Origin of the sequence: Dokdonia sp. MED134 (genome assembly GCF_000152925.2) — a bacterium.
GTDB lineage: Bacteria > Bacteroidota > Bacteroidia > Flavobacteriales > Flavobacteriaceae > Dokdonia.
In genome coordinates this window covers 1,198,170-1,221,408 of record NZ_CP009301.1, presented here as the reverse complement: position 1 = coordinate 1,221,408, position 23,239 = coordinate 1,198,170, and the positions used below count along the sequence as shown (strand labels likewise).

The following is a 23,239-nucleotide window of genomic DNA, read 5'->3' as shown; positions in this document are numbered from 1 at the left end:
GTATAACTTTTAAAACATAATATTATGGCAACAGTAGGTAACAACCTCTCTGTCTATGATAAAGCAACCATCCCAAACTCGAAAGATTTCAAGTTTGGGATTGTTGTTTCTGAGTGGAATGATGAGATTACAGAAGGACTTTTTCAAGGAGCATTTGATGCGCTTAAAGATTGTGGCGCTATAAACGATAACATTGTACGCTGGAACGTGCCAGGCGCTTTTGAGCTCATCTACGGGGCAAAAAAAATGACGCAGGCTTATGATATGCTCGATGCTGTAATCGTTATAGGTACAGTGATACAAGGAGAGACTAAGCATTTTGACTTTGTATGTGAAGGCGTTACTCAAGGCATTAAAGACCTTAACATTCAGCAAGATATTCCTGTTATTTTCTGTGTACTTACAGATAATACTATTGAGCAATCGAGAGCTCGTAGTGGTGGGGAGCACGGTAATAAAGGTACAGAAGCCGCTATCGCAGCTATAAAAATGGCACAATTACGTAAAGACGCAAAGTTTTAATACGTAGTAGTTTTACGCTTTCGCGAAAGCGTACTTATCCCCATAAACAAATCTCTTTAACGCATAGCGAGCGCAAATTCGGTATGCTTTTTGGATACGAAATCGTATATTTGAAATAACAATATTATGGGATTTGTAAAACGCACAAATAAGAAGTATAGCTATGAGCCTCGCTATTACAATAGCGAGAAAGAAGGGAGTCCTTTTAAGATAGAAGGGCGCTTTGATGAGCACCGTAAAACCTTAACTTATAATAAAGGTTTAAAGAAGAAGTTTACAACCGCTTGGGATGAACTTCAAGAAAGCCGAAAGGGAGGTTACAACCGCACTATATTTTTTATCGTACTCATTTTAATATTTCTCTTTCTCTGGATAATAGATTTTGATTTATCCATCTTTACCAACCCTCTATAAAGTAGTAGGTCCTAATGGCAGACATTATAAAACTCTTACCCGATCACGTAGCAAACCAGATCGCTGCGGGAGAAGTTGTGCAACGCCCAGCATCTGTGGTTAAAGAATTACTTGAAAACGCCATAGACGCAGGAGCATCTTCTATAAAGCTTATCGTAAAAGATGCAGGTAAGACACTTATCCAGATTATAGATGATGGTAAGGGTATGAGTGATACAGATGCTCGTATGAGTTTTGAACGTCACGCTACCTCAAAGATTACCACGGCAGATGATTTATTTAATCTTAATACAAAAGGTTTTAGAGGAGAGGCGCTTGCCTCTATAGCGGCTGTCGCTCACGTGGCACTTAAGACACGGCCAGAAGGAGCAGAGGTGGGTACGCATATAGAGATAGAAGGTAGTAAGATTATTACCCAAGAGGTTTGTGCCACACCTAAGGGCACCTCACTTGCGGTTAAGAATCTCTTTTTTAATATACCAGCACGTCGTAATTTTTTAAAATCAAATAGTGTTGAGTTGCGTCACGTGATAGATGAGTTTCAGCGTGTGGCACTAGCACACCCTGATATTGCATTTGCAATGTATCATAACGAGGGGGAGCTTTTTCAATTACCTAAAGGGAATTTAAAACAACGCATTGTTGCCATTTTTGGCGGGAAGACTAATGAGAAGTTAGTTCCCGTGCAAGAGGAGACAGATATACTTACCATAAATGGGTTTGTAGTAAAACCTGAGTTTTCAAAAAAGACGCGTGGTGAGCAGTTTTTCTTTGTAAATGATCGATTTATAAAAAGTGCTTACTTAAATCACGCGGTAACGGCAGCCTTTGATGGACTACTTCCAGATAGAGCGAGAGCAAGTTACTTTCTATACCTCAAGGTAGACCCAGCTACGATTGATATAAACATACACCCTACAAAGACCGAAATAAAATTTGACGATGAGCACGCTTTATATGCGATGTTACGTAGTACCATAAAGCATAGCTTAGGCCAGTTTAGTATTGCACCTGTGCTTGATTTTAATAGAGATAGCGAGCTCGATACACCTTATGATTACAAAAATAAAGGAGTGGTAACTCCTAAGATTGAGGTAGATCGCACATTTAATCCCTTTGAGAGCGTTCCTGCGCCAAAAAGAGGAGCACAGCGCCCCGACTATGAGAAGCCAGACGTAACTGGCTGGGAGAAGATGTATGAGGGAATGGAGTCGCAAGCAACTGCAGGTAGTACCGTGACTTTTGAGAAGGAAGTGAGTACGGGGAATATGTTTGAGAGCGGTCTTAATACAAAAGCAGCTGCACCTATAGCGGCGACAGCAGTCAGTCAAGATGAATCTTCTACATACCAACTCAATAAAAAATACATCGTAAGTACCATTAAGAGTGGTATGGTGATCATAGATCAACATAAAGCACACCAACGCGTCTTGTATGAAGAGTTTTTGCGTAATATAACAGTAAAAGAATCTGTGAGTCAGCAATTGTTATTTCCGTTAACGCTTACGTATTCTACAACAGAGCTTGCTTTAATAGAAGAGCTTAAAGAAGGACTGGAGAATACAGGTTTTATCTTTGGTCTCATAAGCGGAGATATTTTAGAAATAAACGGTATCCCTACTTCTATAACAGAAAGTCAAGTGCCAGTTGTCATAGATCAATTACTTAGTGATTTAGAAAACGAGGTGCCAGACAGCGGTTTTAGCCAGACAGACACACTTGCAAAGAGTATGGCAAAAAGCCTCGCGGTAAAAGGAGGAGAGACGCTAGATAGCCTTTCTAGAGAACACTTAGTAAATAGTCTCTTTGCTTGTAAAGAACCTAGTATATCGCCTACTAACAAGAAAACATTTATCACCATCACAGGTGATGATCTTGATAGAAAATTTAAATAACCTATGGGAAGAATCACAGAAACGGTTAAGATATTATTAATAGTAAATGTGATCTTTTACTTAGGGTCGCTGTTTATTATAAAACCAGACCCAGCAATGCAATTATTTGCATTGTGGTTTGTAGAAAACCCTAGTTGGCAGGTATGGCAACCACTTACGCATATGTTTATGCACGACTTGTCAAGCCCTATGCATATAGCATTTAATATGTATGCCTTATGGATGTTTGGGAGTCCTATAGAAAATGCTCTAGGACAAAAACGCTTTATATTCTTTTACTTCTCAGCAGGTCTTGGAGCAGCTTTGATACATACATTGGTTAATTACTACCACTTCACTAATGCAAGTGAGGCTATAATGGCTTTAGGGTTTAATGCCCAAGATATTACTGATATTCTTACTAGTGGCTCTTTTAGTGAGAGAATACCTAGAGAGACTGCACAATCGCTTTATGAATCATTTTCTGTTCCAGCAGTAGGAGCGTCTGGCGCAATAATGGGTGTGCTTGTAGCGTTTGGTATGTTATTTCCTAACGCGTCACTAGGGCTACTATTTATACCTGTACCTATTAAAGCAAAGTACTTTATACCTATCTTAGTAGGAATAGATTTATTTTCTGGTGTTACAGGGTTCTCAATATTTGGAGCAAACATTGCAAACTGGGCGCACTTAGGTGGTGCATTATTCGGTTTTATAATGATGTTCTACTGGAAAAAACAGGGGTTAGGAAAGTATTAAAGTACACATATGGCAAACACATCTATAGCATATAAATACAAAACAGCAAATATTGCAATAAAGCTCATTGTTGTAAATGTGCTTGTATATGTACTGTTCAATATCATCTCTTGGCTAGTGGGCTTGGGCTCTGGCGCTTTTAGTCAGTATTTTGTGCTACCGTCAGATGTGATACGCTTTTTACAACAACCGTGGAGCGTTGTGACTTATGCTTTTTTGCACTCTGGTTTTGGTCACCTCTTTTGGAATATGGTTTTCCTTTACGTGTTTTCAAGATTTGTTTTAAATCTGTTTTCAGAAAAGAAGTTTCTTGCGATTTATCTTTTAGGAGCTATTGCAGGGGGTGTGTTATTTGCATTACTATATAATGTTTTACCTGTCTTTAGAGGTACTGGTGTTCTTTTAGGAGCATCTGCCGCAGTAAATGCTATTGTGGTTTTTATAGGTACATACACGCCAGATGCAGAGGTGCGCATATTTACATTTAATGTAAAACTATGGTGGATTGCTGCATTTATAGTAGTCAAGGATATTTTATTACTAGATGCTGGTAACGCTGGAGGTCTCATATCACACTTGGGTGGTGCGGCCTTTGGGTTTTATTATGCAAAACAATTACTAGCAGGTAATGATATAGGCCTCTGGTTTGAGAGACTTATTGATAATGTGAGTGGCTGGTTTACTAAAAAACCAAAAAGACAAAAGAAAAGCCCACTACGCACCGTGCATAAAAATAAAAAGAGCAGTGCTAGCTCTGTAAAGAAAACAGCCACAGCAACTAAGAGTGAGCAACAACAGCGCATAGATGCCATACTTGATAAAATAAGTAAGAGCGGCTATGACAGCCTCTCAAAAGCCGAAAAAGATTTCCTTTTTAAAGCCGGTAAGGAGTAACTAATGAAAAACCTAAATCTTCTTGAGAAGTTTATCTTTCTCATAAATAGTATCTGCGCGGTGCTATTGCTTTTTAGTTACTTATTGCCTTACATTCCGCCACATATTTTTCCGGCACTGTCAGTACTGAGCCTATTGCTTCCGGTGCTGCTTATTATTAATTTTTTATTCTTATTATTCTGGTTATTTAAAGCCAAAAGACAATTACTATTATCTGCCGTAATCTTAGCATTAGGGATAACACATATATTCTCGCTCATACGCTTTGGTGGTGGTAGTGATACAAAACAAGTTGACACACTCACACTTTTAACCTATAACGTACGCCAGTTTAATGTTTATGGATGGGTAGAAGAGGCAAACGTTGGCAAACGCGCCATCGCATTTATAGAAGATCAAAATCCAGATATTGTTTGCCTGCAAGAGTATCACCCCGACTTTGAGCTAGATGCAAAGAAGTATCCATTTAAGCATAAAGTAATGCGTCCTGCAAATAGCAAATTTGGACAAGTAATTTTTTCAAAGTTTCCTATCGTTCATAGCGGTTCGCTTGATTTTGGAAAAAAAGGGAACAACGGTATTTATGCAGATATCAAGGTGGGTGAGGACACGATTAGAGCGTATAATATGCATTTTCAATCCTTTCGATTGTCGCCTAGTCTAAATAATCTACAAAAAGAAAATTCAAAAAAGCTACTTGGCAGACTAGGAGTTGCTTTCGAAAAACAAGAAGGTCAGGTTAAAAAGTTTTTACAGAGTGAGGCAGCCTCTCCGCATAAAGTTATCGTAGCAGGTGATTTTAATAATAGCGCAACTTCATATATGTATCGCAAAGTGCGTGGTGATAAGGTTGACGCTTTCGCGAAAGCGGGATCAGGTACAGGAGCAACCTTCTGGTTTGACATCATACCATTACGCATAGACTTTATACTTGCAGATGAGCAACTAGAAGTCTTAGATTTTGAAACGTATGGAGATATAGATCTTTCTGATCACAAACCTTCTATGGCAACCTTTAAGCGCTTAAGCCAGTAAGGTCAATCTTCTCGAGGTAATCTTGTGCACTAGGGCCAAGATTAAAAAGTAAATCTAAAATGGTGAGGTTTTCTAAATATCCGTGATTTTCATTAAAAAGCTGGTGATATTGTGGTAGAGGGTATTGAGGCTCCTTTTTTGCATTTACAAGCTGTCTGCAATCTATCTGCTCAGGATTTTTAAAATATTCTTTTGTTAGTATAGGCGTTATATCTAGCTGTAAACACTCCATAATAATCGCGTGACACGCTTTATTAAAATCTATGAGTGTCTCATACTCGGTATGATAAAGTGGCTCAAACTCATCTTCATAATACTCAAAGTACGGAGAGGTCTGGTAGGCTATTTTTAAAGACCTCCAGTGATCACGCTGCCAGTGAAATTTATTCTCAATCTTTACATCATAATACCGCTGTCTCTCTGTTTTATCCTTGCGGTGGAGGATAGGTATAATGAGTGTGAGCGTACCTGTAGATGTGGCAATTTTCATACGGGTGCGGTATGACTGCTTCTGGAAATTTCCATTTGCCTCTATATGTAGCTGCTCGGTTTGAGCAATTACAGCATATTGAATGATAGGGGCGCAGTAGCCGTGAGTGATAAGAGCAGCTTTCATTATAATGGATTATGCTTTGGGTTGTTTTTTCTTTCTAAAAAATGACCAACCTATATAAAGCAGTAACGCTCCTAAAAACCAGTATCTATAGCTCACTAGTGGTCCATCACCACCTACTGTGGTAAATACACGATCCCAGCGTATGCCTGCAAGACCAGGTACATTTGCATCTTTACTAAACCATACAAAAACTGGTTTACCCACTACGTGATTAAAAGGCACGTAACCCCACGCTCTAGCGTCTTGAGAGTTATGACGATTATCACCCATAAGCCAGTAATAATCTTGCTCAAAGGTGTACTCTGTAAGCGGCTCACCATTCATTAATATCTCATTGCCATTAACCGTGATGTCGCGCTCTCTACCCATTTCATAGCCTTCGTACACTTCTATAATTCGTTTGTAATATGGAAGGCTTTCTGGGTTAATTGCCACAGTCTTCCCTTCTTCAGGAATGTATATAGGGCCAAAGTTATCTACACTAGATGCGCGTCCTGGTTTTGCACCAAAAATCGCTTTGTTATTTTCTATCGCATCATAATGTGTGCGCTCTATACTTATGATGTTTGAGTTGTTTTTGAGCTTTTCTATAGAAGCTTCACTTGCTTGAGCAGTGTGTACATAAGGTCCATTGTCACCTTGAACGCCAGAGAGGTAGATGTCAGAAATCTCATAGCGACCGTTCATAAGATCTGAAGGGAATACATAGTTTCCGTTTGCATCTTGAGCTCTTTTTACAAGAAGTTCCTTAGAGACAATTGTGTAACTAAATTGTATGCGTGCACGATCTGGTAAATCATTCTTCTCTCCATTAATATATACATAACCATCTCGTACTTCGAGAGAATCTCCAGGAACCCCTACAGCACGTTTTACATAGTTAGACTTCTTGTCTATAGGTTTTCTCACACTGCCGCGCATATTACCAGGTGTAATATCTACAAGAGTGTCTACAGGCCAGCTAAAAACAACAATGTCATTGCGCTCTATGTCTTGAAAACCTGGTAATCTAAAGTAAGGCAGTTGCGGTTTTGTTAAGTAACTCTTAGTCTTTGTACCATATATAGTATCGTGTAGCATAGGTGTTGCTACTGTGGTTATAGGTGTTCTAGCACCGTAGTGAAACTTACTTACAAAAAGCCAGTCACCTACAAGTAGCGTCTTTTCTAGTGAAGAAGAAGGGATAACAAAAGGCTGCATAAAATACGTATGCACAATGGTCGCGGCAACGATGGCAAATAGTAAAGAACTGGTCCACTCACCACTAGATGATTTTGGATTAATATCTCTCCCTTTAATGTGCGGTGCATCTGTTGCATAGTTTATATAGTAGAGGTAAAGTCCTCCTGTAAGTACTGCGAGCGCTGTATCTTTAAAACTGTTAAACCCAAAAGACCTTGCTGTCTCAACCCACACTACTGGTATCATAATAAGATTTACAATAGGTACAAAGAGTAAGATAGTCCACCACTTAGGTCTATTTATAATACCCATAAGCACTACGGCATTGTAAATAGGTACTCCTGCTTCCCAGGCTTTTCTACCAGCGCGTACGTAAAGTTTCCACGTTCCGGCAAAGTGTACTGCTTGAACGATAAGAAAAAATATAAACCATTGTGTAAGTGTCATCTGTATTCTTTTAGTTTGTGATAGGTCTTAAGTTTGTCTATTATGTTACGGTTATAGACCTAAAACATCACGCATTGAGAAATTTCCTTGTTTGCCTAGTAACCACTCGGCTGCAACTACGGCACCTTGCGCAAAGCCTTGTCTTGAGTGCGCCTCGTGACTTAAGGTTATGGTGTCTATGTCGCTTTTGTAATTTATGATATGTGTACCAGGTACAGTTCCTTCTCTTTCGGCAGTGATGGGTATGTGGTTATCTTTTATAGATTGTCCTTCGGCAAGTGACCAGTTTGTATACGGAGTAGTCTCTATAATTCCTTCTGCTAGGGTGATGGCTGTACCACTAGGAGCATCTAGTTTTTGTGTATGGTGTATCTCGGTCATATCTACCTTATAGTCGTTATGAGGAGCCATAATTTGAGCTAATTTCTTATTAAACTCAAAAAACAGATTCACACCTACACTAAAGTTTGATGCATAAATAAAACCACTATTTTTTTCTTTGCAAAGCGCCACCATATCTTCATAACTATCTAGCCAGCCTGTGGTGCCAGACACAATAGGGATACCCGCTTCAAAACATTTTGTGATATGGTTTACCGCGCTATCTGGAATGCTAAAGTCTATTGCAATATCTGCATTTGCAAGGGTGAAATTTTCTGGTGAGCTCACGCGAGCTACAATCTCGTGACCTCTAGATTCGGCAATTTTTTCTATAGTTTGCCCCATCTTACCATAGCCAAGAAGTGCTATTTTCATATTAAAACTTATAATTTATGGTTAGACCGTAGTTCATAGTTTGGCCCATATCATCATTGTAAATTGCTGGTCCAAAGGTAAGCTCATCATCTACGTCAAATTGCGATAGATGCGCATCTACATTTGCCTCAACTATCTGAAGTATATACACTCCTGCCGATACTAAAATAAATAGGTCACGACGTTTTCTAAACTGCTCTTGGCCATTAAGTAAGGCGTCATCAGAAAATCTTTCGGTGGCTACACCATCTTCATCTACTTCAGTAAACTCATCTATACGTCCCGCGAGTCGTTCTTTAAATGCGGTTCTAAAACGCTCAGATTGTGTAGAGTTATATGATACGGCATAGATGCTTGATCCCAGTGCGCCATATACAAGTGGTAACTTCCAGTAATCTTTATTGTAGAGTTGCCCTAGACCCGGTAACACTGCGCCATAAAAGGCAGCCTTTGCAGGTCGTAACGGTTCATAAGGATCATTATCACTCACGGCAGTAACTGTTTCTTGATCTAAAAGTGTAGATGCTGGGTCTTCTTGCGCTTTCGCGAAAGCGTAAAAAAACAAGAGTACTACCAGTAAGAGGAGTTTATTATTTTGCACCCTTAATGAGTTTCTGTAATCGACTAAAATCTTCTTCTGAAGAAAACGGAATGGTAATCTTACCACGCCCATTCTTTGAAACTTTGATGTCAACCTTTGCACCAAAATATTCGGCAAAGTCTTTTGTGCCTTTCTTTATGAACTTAGGTGTTTCTTCCTTTGCTGGTGTCTCAATATTTGCCGTAGCGTGATAGTTTTTTACAAGGGCTTCTGTTTGTCTCACAGAGAGCTTTTCTTGTAAAATCTTCTCGTATATATCTAGCTGGTCACCTGTGTTTTCTACATTTATGAGTGCACGACCGTGCCCCATAGATAAGAAACCATCTCGCATACCTGTTTGTACTATTGGGTCTAGTTTAAGTAGTCTCAAATAGTTTGTGATGGTAGAGCGATTTTTACCCACGCGATCACTCATTTGCTCTTGCGTGAGGTTTATCTCATCTATTAAGCGCTGGTATGAAAGGGCAATTTCAATAGGGTCAAGATCTTGACGCTGTATATTTTCAACAAGGGCCATTGTGAGGCTCTCATTATCATTTGCAATACGTATGTATGCAGGTACTGTTTTGTTACCTATAAGCTTAGAAGCTCTATAACGACGCTCTCCAGATACAAGTTGATATTTACCAAAGCTTATCTTACGTACCGTGATAGGTTGTATCACGCCTAACTCTTTTATAGATGAGGCGAGCTCTCTAAGAGTTTCCTCATTAAAGCTAGTACGCGGTTGGAACGGGTTTACATCTATATCTTCTAGATCTAACTCTACGATGTTACCTACAACCTTGTCTGCATTTTTATCTTCTGCACTGTTTATATCATTTGCAGGGTCTTTGAGCAGAGCCGAGAGACCACGCCCTAGTGCTTGTTTTTTTGTTGCTTTAGCCATTTGTTAGCTATTGTTTTTTGTAATAAGTTCTTGAGCAAGACTCAAGTAGTTAGTAGCGCCTTTACTTGCAGCATCATAATTTATAATACTCTCTCCATAACTAGGTGCTTCACTTAAACGTACATTACGCTGTATGATTGTCTCAAAGACCATCTCGCTAAAATGTTTTTGAACTTCTTCTACTACCTGATTAGATAATCGTAGTCGTGAGTCAAACATTGTAAGAAGTAATCCTTCTATATCAAGATCCTTATTGTGTATTTTCTGAACGCTTTTTATCGTGTTAAGCAACTTACCTAACCCTTCTAGTGCAAAATACTCGCACTGTATAGGGATAATTACAGAGTCTGCAGAGGTAAGTGCATTAAGAGTAAGCAAGCCTAGTGATGGTGCACAGTCTATCAAGATGTAATCATATACATCCTTTAGGTGAGAAATCGCTTTCTTTAACATATACTCACGTGCCTCTTTATCTACAAGCTCTATTTCTATAGCTACAAGATCTATGTGTGCAGGTATAAGATCTAGATTAGGAGAAGAGGTTTTTACAATAGCATCTTCTGCCTTGTTAGTATGTTCTAGTAGCTGGTATGTTCCTACTTCTACACTCTCTACATCTATACCTAAGCCAGAGGTTGCATTAGCCTGTGGGTCTGCATCTATGAGAAGTACTTTCTTCTCGAGCACGCCTAGAGAGGCTGCGAGATTTACAGAAGTCGTGGTCTTGCCTACACCACCTTTTTGGTTTGCAATAGCAATTATTTTACCCATAAAATTTGAGGACGATTAGGAGGTAAAAATACAATTTAAAATGGGTTATTAAAATGGATTAGAAATGAAAAAACCGAGATTATGCATCTCGGTTTTAATATTGTGAGTGATAGTGGTCTTAAAAGTAATAGTTTACCCCTAGTGTGAGTGTTGTTACATCAATCTTAAGAGGAATAACTTCTTCTTCTGTAGGAAATGTTAAGTCATTATCATAACCGGTTATATAACTTAGGCTAGCACCTAGATGGTGCCCATTGCTTAATTCATATCTCACGCCTACACGCGGAACAAAAATGGGATTACCACCACTTATGTCAAAATCATTACCATCTAGAGTCCCTTCATAATAATCACCAGTAGGACCTACCGCAGCTGCTATAAAAGGCTTAAATTTTCCTTCTTTATTAAATTGATACTCTAGACCAAACAACAGTCTAAAAGAACTCATTTTAAAATTTAAATCATTAGGCAAGTTCTCAAAACTATTATCACCAGATAAGGCAGCATTTCCTTCAAGAGAGAAGTAAAGGTTTCCTTGTAAAGTTCCTAAAAAGCCTGGAGTAGCTATTACACCAAGTTGTACCTGCCCTGTCACAATAGACTCAGAATCGTCACTATCAAAAAACTTCAAGTTATTAACGCTTGTACCTACACCTAGATAAAAACTAGCAGCATCGGTATTATAAGAAGCTGCTGCATCTACCTCATTAGGCGTGGGAGCATAAATCTCATAATCACAAGCATTGTAGGCTTGTACATTGCGTATAAGTGCAGACTCATTAAATTGATCTATAGCATTAAGTGGTCTTCGTATGGAATTACAATCAGAAAAAAGTACGGCAAGCGTGCCAGCTATATTTGCTCTGTCATTATCTAAGTTGATAACCTTAGAGGTTCCAGTAGCGTTTGTGATAAGATATTCTGAGGGACTTATTTGATATAAAGACGCTTTTCCATCTTGTAATGGTGTGGCAAAATAAACGATATTATCTACTTCTATTTTATCAAGGTTTCTATTGTTGAGAGAGACACTAGTTACCTGGTCAAAAGTATAAACGGTGGTTTTATAATTCTTTTTGTAAAGTACTGTTTGAGCAAGGTAATCTATGGCTACACTACCTTCTAGTGGGTTATTATTAAGTACTGTAATGCTTCCCGATGAGTAATTTTGAGCTGTAAGTACAGAGCAAAAAGCAATCATAAAAAATAGGGATGTAATGATTTTTTTCATAGTATTTTCTTTTACCTAAAAAGTTAGCACTTTTTTGTCGTTTTAAAAGCCAATTCTTTACTAAAAAATCTTAGGACCTTACTTCTGCTATTTACGAGATCACCTTATTTTGAGATAGCTTTCACCACTTCTTCGGTAACCATTTTTGTCTGTTTATTGCCCCAGCTATTCATAATGTAGTTCATCACATCTGCCACTTCATCTTCATAAAGTTCAAGGTTTGCCATCACGCCATTATATGCGACACCATTTACGGTAATAGGACCTTGCTGGCCATATTTTACAGCTTTTATGGCTTCTTTATAGCGATCTTCTGTGAGCCAGTCTGATCCAGCAAGCGGCGGGAAAGTTCCTGCCACACCTTCTCCCTTACCTAGGTGACACTGTATACAAAAGTCTTGGTATACCTCTGCACCACGTTCTATAGATTCTGCAAGTGGGTCTTGAGAGGTGTAAACTTCTTTTTCCGCTTTCGCGAAAAATAAAAAAACACTAACTCCTGCCGTACATAAACTTATAAGTAGCTTCATTATTTCTTAACTAGTTTAAGGATTCCTTTTCCCTCTGCACCTACATAGATAGTGCCATTGTGATTAATCACATTACGCACACGACCTACATCTTCTAGTAACTTTTCGCGAGCAACTACCTTGTCATTTTCTAGAATGGCAAGCTCTAGGTATTCAAATTTAAGCGAACCTATTAATAAGTTACCATCAAGTTTTGCATCACCAGTACCGTTTGCAAAAGCCATCCCAGAAGGAGCGATAGAAGGAACCCAGTAATACACTGGCTGCTCCATTCCCTCTTTTTCTGTAATTTCTGTAAACGTAGTTCCGCTGTAATTAATACCGTATGAGATTACTGGCCACCCAAAGTTTTTGCCAGCCTCAGGGATATTAATCTCATCCCCACCACGAGGTCCGTGCTCGTGTATCCATATCTTACCTGTCTCAGGATGTACCGCCATTCCTTGCGGATTACGATGTCCATAAGAGAAGATGGCTTCTTTTGCTCCGTCTTTACCTACAAAGGGATTATCTGCAGGGATGCTTCCATCTGCATTAAGTCTATAAATTTTGCCTCCATCACGAGTAACATCCTGCGGATTTTCATCCCTAGCACCACGATCTCCTATAGAAAAGTACACATAACCATCTTTGTCAAAACGCACGCGGCTGCCAAAGTGATGTCCCTTTCTCGTATTTGGGCTTCCTTTATATAACACCTTCTTTTCGGTAAGCGCGCCGTCTTTTAATTGTGCTCTCATAAGTGCTGTCATCGCTCCATCTTCTTCGCCTTCTGGTGATGAGTATGTGATGTATATCCAGCCATTAGTCACATAATCTGGATGCAATCGTATGTCCAGTAAACCACCTTGATTACGCGTCACCACCTCTGGAGCACCAGTAATCATTGTTTTTTTGCCATCCTTAAAGTGTATAAGTTCTCCACTTTTTTCAGTGATGAGCATAGACTCATCTGGCAATACAGCCAGTCCCCAAGGGTTTGTAAGTTCTGGAACAATAACCTCATAGGTATAATCTAGGTTTGAGGTTAGTGTGACATCATTTTCTCTAGTTTCTTGCGCGCAAGCCACACTTGCAACAAGTAATAATAAGATATAAGTAAAACGACTTTTCATAGTATCAGATTTTAACGGCAAATTACAGAATTATCACCACACTCTATGATGTATTAACAATTTGAAAACACGTGTTAGAGGTTAGAATCTTATCTTTAATCTATGCAAGAGTAAGCGCGTGATGAGTTATATCACTTTTGGTGATAAAGCCATTCGTTTTCTTGATAACTTGATTGTAAGGTTTGGCTTGTAAAACCTACTTTTGTAAGGAAGATATAAATAAGAATTGTGCGATTGTAAAAGTGTTTATTACGCTTTCGCGAAAGCTTAAAAATAATACAGTATGTCAGTAGAAAAAGTAAAATGCCTTATCATAGGTTCAGGACCAGCGGGATATACCGCAGCAATTTATGCAGCACGTGCAAATATGGCACCAGTTCTTTACCAAGGGCAGCAGCCAGGAGGACAGCTTACCACGACTAACGAGGTGGAGAACTTCCCTGGTTATGTAGATGGTGTGACTGGACCAGAAATGATGGTGCAGTTAATGAAACAAGCACAGCGTTTTGATACAGATGTACGTGACGGATGGGTGACTAAAGTAGATTTTTCTGGAGATGTACACAAAGCGTGGATCAACGGAGAAAAGGAAATACACGCAGAGTCTGTGATTATATCTACAGGAGCGAGTGCAAAATATTTAGGATTACCTTCTGAGCAGAAGTATTTAAAAATGGGTGGAGGTGTATCTGCCTGTGCCGTTTGCGACGGATTCTTTTACCGTGGGCAAGAAACCATAATTGTAGGTGCTGGAGATAGCGCTTGTGAGGAGGCACACTACCTTTCTAAATTATGTAAGAAAGTAACAATGCTCGTACGTCGTGACGAGTTTAGAGCATCAAAAATTATGGCTGCTCGTGTACAGAAAACAGAAAACATTGAGATCCTTTTCAACACAGAAACTGTTGAGGTGCTAGGTGACGATGTAGGTGTGACAGGAGCTAGAGTAAAGAATAATGTAACCGGTGAAGAACACGATATCCCAGCAACAGGATTTTTTGTAGCGATAGGGCACAAGCCTAACACAGATATCTTTAAGGACTATTTAGATTTAGATGAGACTGGATATATCATCAATACACCAGGAACTTCTAAAACAAACGTACCAGGCGTATTCGTATCTGGAGATGCAGCAGATCACGTGTACCGTCAAGCAATTACCGCTGCCGGAACAGGATGTATGGCTGCACTAGATGCAGAGCGTTACCTAGCGTCAAAAGACGAGCTTCCACAAGACGAGCCAGGAGTAGGCTCAACTTATGTGGATGAGGTTCCAGCTGCACGTCAGTAAAGGACATACCTTATATAGAATTTAAAAACGACAGCGAGAGCTGTCGTTTTTTTTGTTTGCTATTTTTTGTGGACATCTCACGTTTTGTGACTTTTTCTCCTTTTTGCGGACATCTCCCTGACTCCCTCTTCAAAGAGGGACACTGGTGTTGTTTGATACTTTTTAATTTTGCTTTGCAAAATTAAAAAGTATCGTGAGTATTTTCCCCTCTTTGAAGAGGGGCTAGGGGAGATGTTTTTTGAGTACCCTTTTTATAGATATGAATTTCTTGCAATAGTCACCCCAAAGGAATTTTATTGAATATCCTCACTTTGCGGACATCTCCCTGACTCCCTCTTCAAAGAGGGACACTGTTGTGAGTTTATACTTTTAGTTTTGCTTTGCAAAATAAAAAGTATCGTGAGTATTCCCCTCTTCGAAGAGGGGCTAGGGGAGATGTTTTTAAAATCATTTCTCCAACCCCTTCTCCAGCGCTTTCTTAATCCCTTCTAGATTCTCGGTAAACTCCATCATTTGAGAGAGTACTTGTGCCATCTCGTTTTTATCACCAAATCCTTTGAGTTTATTATTTTTTACGAAGGTTTCTTTCATCGTGTTCCAGCGCTGTTGCTGTGTTTCATCTAGCGCATTTATGAGTTCGCGGTACTTTAAGAGGTTTGCTTCTGCGCTTGAAGTGAGAGTTTGTGACTCACTTTCATAGTGCGAAAGAAGCAATGTCGCAAGCTCTGTGTCATTCATAATGGGAACTACTTTTGCTACGAGTTTGTTCATATCTCGGTATGACCCTTGAAGTTTAAAAGACGGCTCTGTACGATAGGCATCTTCTTGCGCGGCACTGCGTATGTATTCTGCATTTACCTTGAGCACCGTGTTACGTATGGTGATTACCTTCTCTAGTACCTTTGTATAATCTGCCACTTCTTGCGCAGTGTGATTTCCTTTGAGCTGACTGTCCTGCGTCCCATTTTCTATGCGGTCTATTAAGGTATACACATCCTCGAAATGACTACTACTCAACTGCTGCAGTAGCGGATTTGCAGTGAGTGAATTCTCAATAAGACTCAGCTTAAACAGGTGTTCCGTATCTCCTATGATGTCTCCCAGGTTATAAATGTCTGCCCTGTTTGCAAGCATATCTGGTATACGGAATTTCTCTCCACTCTCTGTATACGGGTTACCCGCCATTATCACACAGAATTTCTTGCTACGGAGGTCATAGGTTTTTGACTTCCCATTGTACACACCTTCTATCTTACGTGTACCATCAGACAAGGAGATGAATTTTTGTAAAAACTCAGGATTACAGTGCTGTATATCGTCTAGATATAGCATCACATTGTTACCCATTTCAAAAGCGACGTTGAGTTTTTTGAGCTCTTCACGTGCAGCGCTATTTGTAGCACTTTCTGGATCTACAGAAGTAACTTCGTGACCTATGGCTGGGCCATTAATTTTTACAAAAACAAGACCTAGACGGTTTGCGATATATTCCATCAGGGTGGTTTTTCCGTATCCTGGTGGAGAGATGAGCAGCAACATACCCATACGGTCAGTACGTTTATTATCACCTACGGTTCCTAGTTGCTTTGCAAGGTTATCACCAAACAATGGGAAATACACTTGGTCAATCAGCTTATTACGCACAAAGGATGTAAGCACCCTTGGTTTAAATTCGTCCAGTTTTAAAGCTTCTTTTAATTCTTCAGTAACCGTGTGTTTTGCTTTCTTAAAAGTTTCAAATGCGGGTACTTGCTCTGTTACAAATAAGTTGAGCCTTGCCGTAAAGTCGTGATAGTTAAAGTTAAAAACACCTTCGCTTATCGTGCTGTGATCGCCGCTTAAACCAGTAATTTTCTCATTTGGAGAAGCCGCTTTTGTTTTTAAAACTGACTCATCTTCAAAGAGTAGTAAACACACCACTTCATCTACGTAGCGCACATCGGTTAGGCTTTCTTGGGTGCGTACAAATGCCGTTACCCACTGTTTTACGAGATGCACTTTCCCTTTTAAGCTAGGGAGCGACTCATAACTCTTTTTAAACTTAAGGTCTGCCTGTTGTTGTTTTAACGCTTTCGCGAAAGCGTCTTTTAAACGTACAGCAACACTACTACGCACAAACTCTGTGTCACCTTGAAGCTCATCAAAGATGTAGGTCGCAATGGTCTGACTTAACTCTGGTGAGAAAAGGGATTCCGCTTTCGCGAAAGCGTGTATCTCCTCACTTAAAGTCTCAACGATAAATTGGTACTCCTTTGCATCTGGAAAAAACTGTAACACCTCTCCCGAAGCCTTTATAGACTGGTTAAGCGTTTTTTGAGTAGTTGGGTCAATGCTGTTCCAGAAATACTGAGCGTATGCTCTAATTTCTGGAGCGTAGGTGAGTAAACCTAGCTCGTTGTGTTTGTGTACGAGTACCTTTAAAATTTTAGTCGCATCTATATCGTGTACCCCTTTTACATAGCCCTCTGCATAATCATTGCGGCTTTCTTCTTGCACAATAGCAAGTAGCGCATCATCACCAGCTTCAAGTAGCGTGTGTTTATCTAGTTTATTAAATAATTTATAAGCTAGGTAGGCACTGCGGTACACCTCGCTAGTTTCTGATACAAATTCTTGATCCCAGATATGGCGAGAGGCGAGAAGGGTCTCGTTTGAGAGTTCTTGATAAAAATCGGTACCTGTGAGGTGATAGTTAAGTGCGCCATCTTTAAGTACAATAGTGAGGTCAAGCGGCTGCTTATTTACACCAAATTTATGCTTGCCAAGTCGTATCACCGTATCTCCGTCTTCATAGAGATCTAGTTTGTCTTTGAGCTTGCGTAGCGCATCTTCACGAGCTGTTTTAAGTCCAGTCTCAATCTCTTCTGCCTTACCGGTATCTTCTTGCTCTTTAAGTTGCTGTATGATATCGCGTACCTTATTAATCATAAGGTCTGCGGCAAAATATCCGTTTATTTCAGAGGCTGTTTTAAAGCTTTCGGCTTTTTTACGTACACCTTTTAAAATGCGTTCTGAGGCATTTTTTAATGCCATTGCCTTTTTATTGCGCTTTTCTATCAGTGCATTTTTACGTGCTTCAAAAGCTCCATATACTTCCTCGCGCTTTTCAATAATGAGCGTGATAAACTCATCCCAATCTGCAAACTTTCCTTCTAGCTCTTCTAGCTGGATAGAGATTTTAGTCTGGAACTCATCACACTTTTCTGGCGTGGTGGCAATATCTAGGTAGTTTATGATACTTTGATCAATAAGCTTCAATTGGGCAGCAAAGTCGGCTTGTGCTTCTGCACTTCCTAGTGATTTTTTCTTATTCTTAATCCCAGCCTTTAACTGATTGATAGTCGCAAAAATGAGCGAGATATCATCAATTATCTTAGTAGAGTGAGAGGTGTCTTCTATATCAAGATTTGAAACAATGTCGATAAGTAACTCAAGATCTGTTGCAATCTGGTTTACTTCTTCTTCGAGTTTCTTGGCTTCAATTACTTTCTTGATGCCATCCATCGCCTGTTTCTTTTCGGCTACGGCATCGTGATACGGTTTTAACGCTTTGTCATCTAGTAAGAACTGTACACACTTCTCAGAAATTTTTTGTGTTTGCACAGCAATTTCTTCCTCTAGCGTTTTCACGAAAGTGGGATCTACATACCGTATATCATTAAGAGAGATGGTCTCTCCACGCAATGATCGCAACTGCGTGAGCAGCGCCACAAAATCATTAATAGATTTAAAAGAGGTGCTTTTTATTTTGCCAAAAATCTCAGAGGCTTTGGTCTCAACTTCTTTAGTTTGTTTGGCAGCGTTGCGCTTGAGCTGTACTACTTTTTGAAACTCATCTATTGCGGCATTTGCAGCTCCGTTTATTTCTGCAAGCGGTACGTTGAGTTGCTTGGTTTCGGCTTCTGGAAGCCAGTAGTAAGCATCTAGTATATCTTTTGAGAACTTAGCAATATCGCTATACAGTCCGTCGTAATTATCTTCTTTGTTGAGCAGTGTGATGAGGCTATTTACCTCTGCCATTGCTTTTACAATATCTTTGTTTCCTATTTTATAAAGCAAGGTGTCTTCGTGTTGAGAAGGCATATAGTCCCCCTTTAAAAATGGGGTTTGCCAGATCTGTATCACGTGATGTTTAGTCTGCTCATTTTCGGTTCTAAAATAGCATAGCTGCCCATCTTGCAATACGGTAAAACCATTACAGATAATAGGAGTTTTTATCTCTTGAGTAATCACATTATATGACATCAAGTTATACAACGCCTCTTCTGGCGAGTAAAAGACATATAAAAAGTCCTCCCCGTTAGGCGAACTCACCTTCTGCTGAAATTTTACATTTGGGATGGCATTATCAAAAATGTTGTATTCTCCTGTTTGTAAGTAGTAGCCTGTTGGGAAAATGATACCTTGATCATCTGGAAGCAAGACACAAGTGTCCTTTACGCTCTGTATTTTTTGAACTTCCTTTAGTTTGTTATTAAATACAAAATAGCGAGGCTCTTCTTGAAAGGGTTTAATTTCCAGTGCAAGTAGGTTGCCCAGATCTGCATAGCGATACTGACCATCATCTAGTGTCTGGTCTATAAGCTCTACCGGCTCATCTAGTATTCCTTTACCTTGATCTGTATTATCTTCTATTTTTATGGTAAGATCACCACCTATAGTCTCTACAAACACCTTGTCTAAAATAGATACGTGAGCGTGCTCACCATAACGGTGCATATCACGCGTAGCCTCTTGCCACTTAAAATCGTGTTGCTGTGGGAAGCGATACTCGTGCTCACTACGGTTATCTACATACTGTAACGTATCTTCTTTTATGAGCCACTTAAATGTTTTAATATCTGTAACACTATCACTAAGCTGAAATACCATATAGAGGTAGTTACCTATAATCGCAAACTTTGAAAAGATGGTATTACGGTAATACTTGTACAGGTTTGCAAAGTCTAGTAGAAAAGTGTCGTCTTGTAAAAGTGAAAGATCACGAGGTTCAAAACGATTGTCTTTAAACTCATAGGCACTAAAAACATCTCCTAAGTGTATGTCTGTGCGTAGTCCAAAATGCACATTGTAACCAAATAAACACAAGTTTTTAAGCGATACAATATCACGAGCAATACAGTTATTTTCTGTATTGATACGGTCATTTGCAATGAGCTTTGTTTCTAGTGAACCAAAAACATTTTTACGCTCCTCGTTAAGTTCTTGTAACCGCTGTTGTAAGTCGGTTTTTTGTTTTTGCAGTCTACCTTGTATAATCTCATAGGTGCCGCCGTCAAGAGTTTGCGTTGCTTTAGGTTGTATATCTGGAGTTTCGTTTGCCATAAATGTTGGAAACTAATCGTTGGTTTGTTGATTGATTCTTGTGATGAAAGTTGTAAGATGTAGTAGTAATTACGCTTTCGCGAAAGCTTAAAAACAACCAGCAGCTTGCCATCTCACTGGGTGCAAGCTGCCGTTGTTTACTGAGTTTTATTTCAATTTCTTATCAGATAATCCTAATCCTTTTGCAAGGTTAAATAGGTTACTGAATAAGGTTTGCTCATCGCTGTCTGAAGATTTAGATTTTAAATCCATCAGTAAGTTTGCAATGGTCACATTTTTAAGATCCTCAGAAGAGATGCCGTACTTATCTGCAAATTCTTTTACTTTTTCAAGCAAGTTTCCTTTTACATCATCACTACCTAAAATGGCATCTTTTACCTCTGTCACCGTTTCTGAGTGGTGTACGAGTCTGTCGTAACCTTTGGCCTTTGTAATTTGCCCTATAATCTGGTCAAAGAACATAGTCTCACCACCTACAATATCAATATTTGCAGCCTTAAGAGCATCGCCTATAACCTGTGCTTGCGCATCTGCAATATCTTTCTGGATATTAATCTCTGCAAGATCTACCTGAAGTTCTTTGTCAAGACGTAGTTTAAACTCTTCGTGTTCTTTACCTACACCGTCAAGTTTCTTCATAGCATTTGCCTTCTCTTCGATACCTGCGGCATCTGCAAGCGCTTTCTCTTTAATTACATCTGCCTCTGCAAGACCATCTTTACGTTTTGCCTCAGCTTTTGCTTCAATTCCGGCAGCTTCTGCAAGTGCCTTTTTCTCGATAACGGTTGCCTCAACAATACCTTGACGCTCGTTTGCATCTGCCTTAGCGTGCATTACTTGTGCCTCAGACATACCTACAGTTGCTTCTTCCTTAGCTTGTGCTTCGGCAAGAATTTTACGTGCATCTGCCTCTTTCTCACTTGCTTCTTTATGCGCTAGTGCTTCGATATTAATTTCTTCGGCTTTTTGTTTTGCTGCTTCTTTTGATGCTTCGGCTGCTTTTATGGTCTTAATAAGATCTTCTTGAGCTGCTGCCTCTGCATTTGTGATTGCTACTTGCTTAGAACGGTCTGCAGTTTTAAAAGCCTCAATATCTTTCATATTTTCTTGCTCCTCTACCACACCTTTCTCTAGCATCACGCGGTCGCGTATCACATCTTGAATGTTCTTTTTCTCAACTTCAACAACTTTCTCTTTTTCGATTTGAGCCAGTGTTACTACGCGCTCTCTCTCGGTAAGTTCTAGCATACGGTCTTTCTCCACACGCTCTGTCTCCACCTTGTCTGTACGTTGCTTATTTTTCTCAGCAACGATGATCTGGCGTTGCATATTTTCTTCGGCTACTTTTACTTTTTCTTCGGTAGCAATGCGAGCTGTTTCAGACTTGAGACGCTCTTCTTCGGCAACTTTAAGAATCTCTGCCTCTTCACGAGATTTTATGTTTGAGATCTCACGTTTTTGCTGTTCTTCTTTTTCGGCGAGTTGCTTATCTAGTTCTAGTATCGCCTCGCGAGCCTCTACATCTTGCTTGCGTATTACTTTTTCCTCATCACGTTTAATAAGGTTTGCCTTGATGTTTTGTGCAGCTGTAAGATCTGTGATTTTCTTAATACCTTCTGCATCAAGTATATTATCTGCCTTGAGATGTGTGACTGCAGTTTGCTCTAGGTAATCTATCGCACAATCTTCAAGAGTATACCCATTAAGATCTGTACCTATAATGTCTACAATCTCATCGCGAAACTCACGACGAGCTTCATAAAGCTGTATAAAGTCAAACTTTTTACCCACGGTTTTAAGCGCTTCAGAAAATTTTGCTTCAAAAAGCTCTTCTAGCGTTTCTTGACGTGATGCACGTTGCACACCTATGGTTTGAGCTACTTTCTTAATGTACTCTACTTCATTATTTACACGTACAAAGAAGGCTACCTTGATATCTGCACGCATATTGTCTTTACAAATAAGACCCTCTGATGCAAGACGCTCAATCTGGATTTTCTTTACAGAAATATCCATTACTTCTACACGGTGAAAGACAGGAACCACATAGAGCCCTTTATCTGTCGCTACTTTTGTCCCGCCAAAACCTGTACGAACCAAGGCTTGACCTTGATGTACCTTTTTGTAGAACATCGCGATGATGAGGAAGTAAATAACAATGAGTGCCACAATACCCACAACAAGGGCGATGGCGATAGATGGTAGGTTTTCCATAAAATTGATGATTTTTGTTTTTGGTTGATTATGAATGTGCGTTTACACGCTTAATTAATATTTGCTGACTAAAAAGTAATTTTTATCTGGTGACTGTTTGATGATGAGTACGCTTTCGCGAAAGCGTATTTCTGACCCATCTAGTGATTTTACATAAATACTCATAGGGTTACCATCTGCTAGTACTTCTGCATTACCCATCTTATCTCCAGAAATGGTAGATAGCAACACTGCGTCACGACCTAAAAAGTCTGTAGCCTTATCACCATCTTTATTCAAGTTTTTAAAAAACGACTTAAATGGAGTGGTAAATATCTTAGTAAGGAACAAAGCAGGGATCATACAGCTCAACATAAGTATGTAACCAAAACTAGTTGCATAGCTACCGGTAATACTTGTGGTTACTAGGGTGCAAAGCCACCATAAAAATACCCATACCGTAAAGGTGAACATAAATGGAAGACCTACAAAGTTGAAGTAAATTAAAAATACTTGCCACCACTTAAGCGGTTTACGTCTTTTATTTACAACGTGTGACCTGTCTACCTCTGCACTTGATACATCTTCAAAATCCATACTACCAGAGTCTACGGTGTTGATGTCAAAATCTGCATCTACATCTACATCAAGATCAATGTCGATGTCCATATCGTAGTCAAAATCAATACCGCTCACCGAGGTAAGTACCCAGTAAATGATCAAGAGTATCAATAAGACGCTCAAGATGATATTAACTTCTGAAAATATGAGATTTATAAAGTTGTCCAATGGTT

At 39.5% G+C, this 23,239-nt stretch carries 19 protein-coding genes; 7 read left to right on the top strand and 12 right to left on the bottom strand.

The genetic code is table 11. The features are described from left to right. Positions 1–24 precede the first annotated feature (24 nt). The 6 genes from ribH (at position 25) to MED134_RS05400 (ending at position 5,498) form a co-directional block, all read left to right on the top strand. The gene (gene ribH / locus MED134_RS05425; protein ID WP_021778374.1) at positions 25–522 is read left to right on the top strand and encodes a 6,7-dimethyl-8-ribityllumazine synthase; all 498 of its coding nucleotides are present in this window, start codon (positions 25–27) and stop codon (positions 520–522) included. A gap of 126 nt (positions 523–648) precedes the next feature. Then, complete coding sequence (locus MED134_RS05420; RefSeq protein WP_021778375.1) at positions 649–936, top strand: hypothetical protein; 288 nt, start codon at positions 649–651, stop codon at positions 934–936. A 14-nt stretch (positions 937–950) separates the two neighbouring features. Then, a complete protein-coding gene (gene mutL / locus MED134_RS05415; RefSeq protein WP_021778376.1) occupies positions 951–2,831 on the top strand; it encodes a DNA mismatch repair endonuclease MutL in 1,881 nt (626 codons plus the stop codon). A gap of 3 nt (positions 2,832–2,834) precedes the next feature. After that, on the top strand, positions 2,835–3,569 hold the full coding sequence (locus MED134_RS05410) for a rhomboid family intramembrane serine protease (RefSeq protein WP_021778377.1): 735 nt from the start codon (positions 2,835–2,837) through the stop codon (positions 3,567–3,569). A 9-nt stretch (positions 3,570–3,578) separates the two neighbouring features. Then, on the top strand, positions 3,579–4,463 hold the full coding sequence (locus MED134_RS05405; RefSeq protein WP_021778378.1) for a rhomboid family intramembrane serine protease: 885 nt from the start codon (positions 3,579–3,581) through the stop codon (positions 4,461–4,463). 3 nt (positions 4,464–4,466) lie between these two features. Further along, positions 4,467–5,498, top strand: coding sequence for an endonuclease/exonuclease/phosphatase family protein (locus tag MED134_RS05400; protein WP_021778379.1), 1,032 nt, complete (start codon positions 4,467–4,469; stop codon positions 5,496–5,498). Here MED134_RS05400 and MED134_RS05395 read toward each other — a convergent pair. The 9 genes from MED134_RS05395 to MED134_RS05355 all read right to left on the bottom strand — a co-directional run bounded on the left by MED134_RS05395 (position 5,479) and on the right by MED134_RS05355 (position 13,636). After that, positions 5,479–6,114 (bottom strand): WbqC family protein, encoded by a 636-nt coding sequence (locus MED134_RS05395; protein ID WP_021778380.1) that lies wholly within the window; start codon positions 6,112–6,114, stop codon positions 5,479–5,481. The genes MED134_RS05400 and MED134_RS05395 overlap by 20 nt on opposite strands. Positions 6,115–6,123: 9 nt before the next feature. Beyond that, positions 6,124–7,743: a signal peptidase I gene (gene lepB / locus MED134_RS05390; RefSeq protein ID WP_021778381.1), complete on the bottom strand. Its 1,620-nt coding sequence runs from the start codon at positions 7,741–7,743 to the stop codon at positions 6,124–6,126. A 51-nt stretch (positions 7,744–7,794) separates the two neighbouring features. Further along, on the bottom strand, positions 7,795–8,499 hold the full coding sequence (dapB, locus tag MED134_RS05385) for a 4-hydroxy-tetrahydrodipicolinate reductase (RefSeq protein WP_021778382.1): 705 nt from the start codon (positions 8,497–8,499) through the stop codon (positions 7,795–7,797). Between the two features lies 1 nt (position 8,500). Then, positions 8,501–9,100 (bottom strand): DUF5683 domain-containing protein, encoded by a 600-nt coding sequence (locus tag MED134_RS05380; RefSeq protein WP_021778383.1) that lies wholly within the window; start codon positions 9,098–9,100, stop codon positions 8,501–8,503. Beyond that, positions 9,090–9,989 carry a ParB/RepB/Spo0J family partition protein gene (locus MED134_RS05375; protein ID WP_021778384.1) on the bottom strand — a complete coding sequence of 300 codons (900 nt, stop codon included), beginning with the start codon at positions 9,987–9,989 and terminating at the stop codon, positions 9,090–9,092. Before MED134_RS05375 ends, MED134_RS05380 begins: the two co-directional genes overlap by 11 nt. Before the next feature lie 3 nt (positions 9,990–9,992). Further along, positions 9,993–10,760 (bottom strand): ParA family protein, encoded by a 768-nt coding sequence (locus MED134_RS05370; RefSeq protein ID WP_021778385.1) that lies wholly within the window; start codon positions 10,758–10,760, stop codon positions 9,993–9,995. A 118-nt stretch (positions 10,761–10,878) separates the two neighbouring features. Further along, positions 10,879–11,991, bottom strand: a complete 1,113-nt coding sequence (locus MED134_RS05365; RefSeq protein WP_021778386.1) for an outer membrane beta-barrel protein — start codon at positions 11,989–11,991, stop codon at positions 10,879–10,881. Positions 11,992–12,095: 104 nt separating this feature from the next. Further along, a complete protein-coding gene (locus MED134_RS05360) occupies positions 12,096–12,521 on the bottom strand; it encodes a c-type cytochrome (RefSeq protein ID WP_021778387.1) in 426 nt (141 codons plus the stop codon). Beyond that, entirely contained in the window at positions 12,521–13,636 is a 1,116-nt protein-coding gene (locus MED134_RS05355) for a PQQ-dependent sugar dehydrogenase (RefSeq protein WP_021778388.1), read from the bottom strand. Before MED134_RS05355 ends, MED134_RS05360 begins: the two co-directional genes overlap by 1 nt. A 283-nt stretch (positions 13,637–13,919) precedes the next feature. Here MED134_RS05355 and trxB point away from each other — a divergent pair, with 283 nt between their 5' ends. Beyond that, a complete protein-coding gene (gene trxB, locus MED134_RS05350) occupies positions 13,920–14,927 on the top strand; it encodes a thioredoxin-disulfide reductase (RefSeq protein ID WP_021778389.1) in 1,008 nt (335 codons plus the stop codon). Positions 14,928–15,374: 447 nt separating this feature from the next. On the opposite strand, the gene MED134_RS05345 is transcribed toward trxB, so the two are convergent. The 3 genes from MED134_RS05345 to MED134_RS05335 all read right to left on the bottom strand — a co-directional run bounded on the left by MED134_RS05345 (position 15,375) and on the right by MED134_RS05335 (position 23,234). Then, positions 15,375–20,252 carry a DNA repair ATPase gene (locus MED134_RS05345; protein ID WP_021778390.1) on the bottom strand — a complete coding sequence of 1,626 codons (4,878 nt, stop codon included), beginning with the start codon at positions 20,250–20,252 and terminating at the stop codon, positions 15,375–15,377. 147 nt (positions 20,253–20,399) lie between these two features. After that, positions 20,400–22,466, bottom strand: a complete 2,067-nt coding sequence (locus MED134_RS05340; protein ID WP_021778391.1) for a flotillin family protein — start codon at positions 22,464–22,466, stop codon at positions 20,400–20,402. Between the two features lie 54 nt (positions 22,467–22,520). Beyond that, positions 22,521–23,234: a hypothetical protein gene (locus tag MED134_RS05335; protein ID WP_021778392.1), complete on the bottom strand. Its 714-nt coding sequence runs from the start codon at positions 23,232–23,234 to the stop codon at positions 22,521–22,523. Positions 23,235–23,239 lie beyond the last annotated feature (5 nt).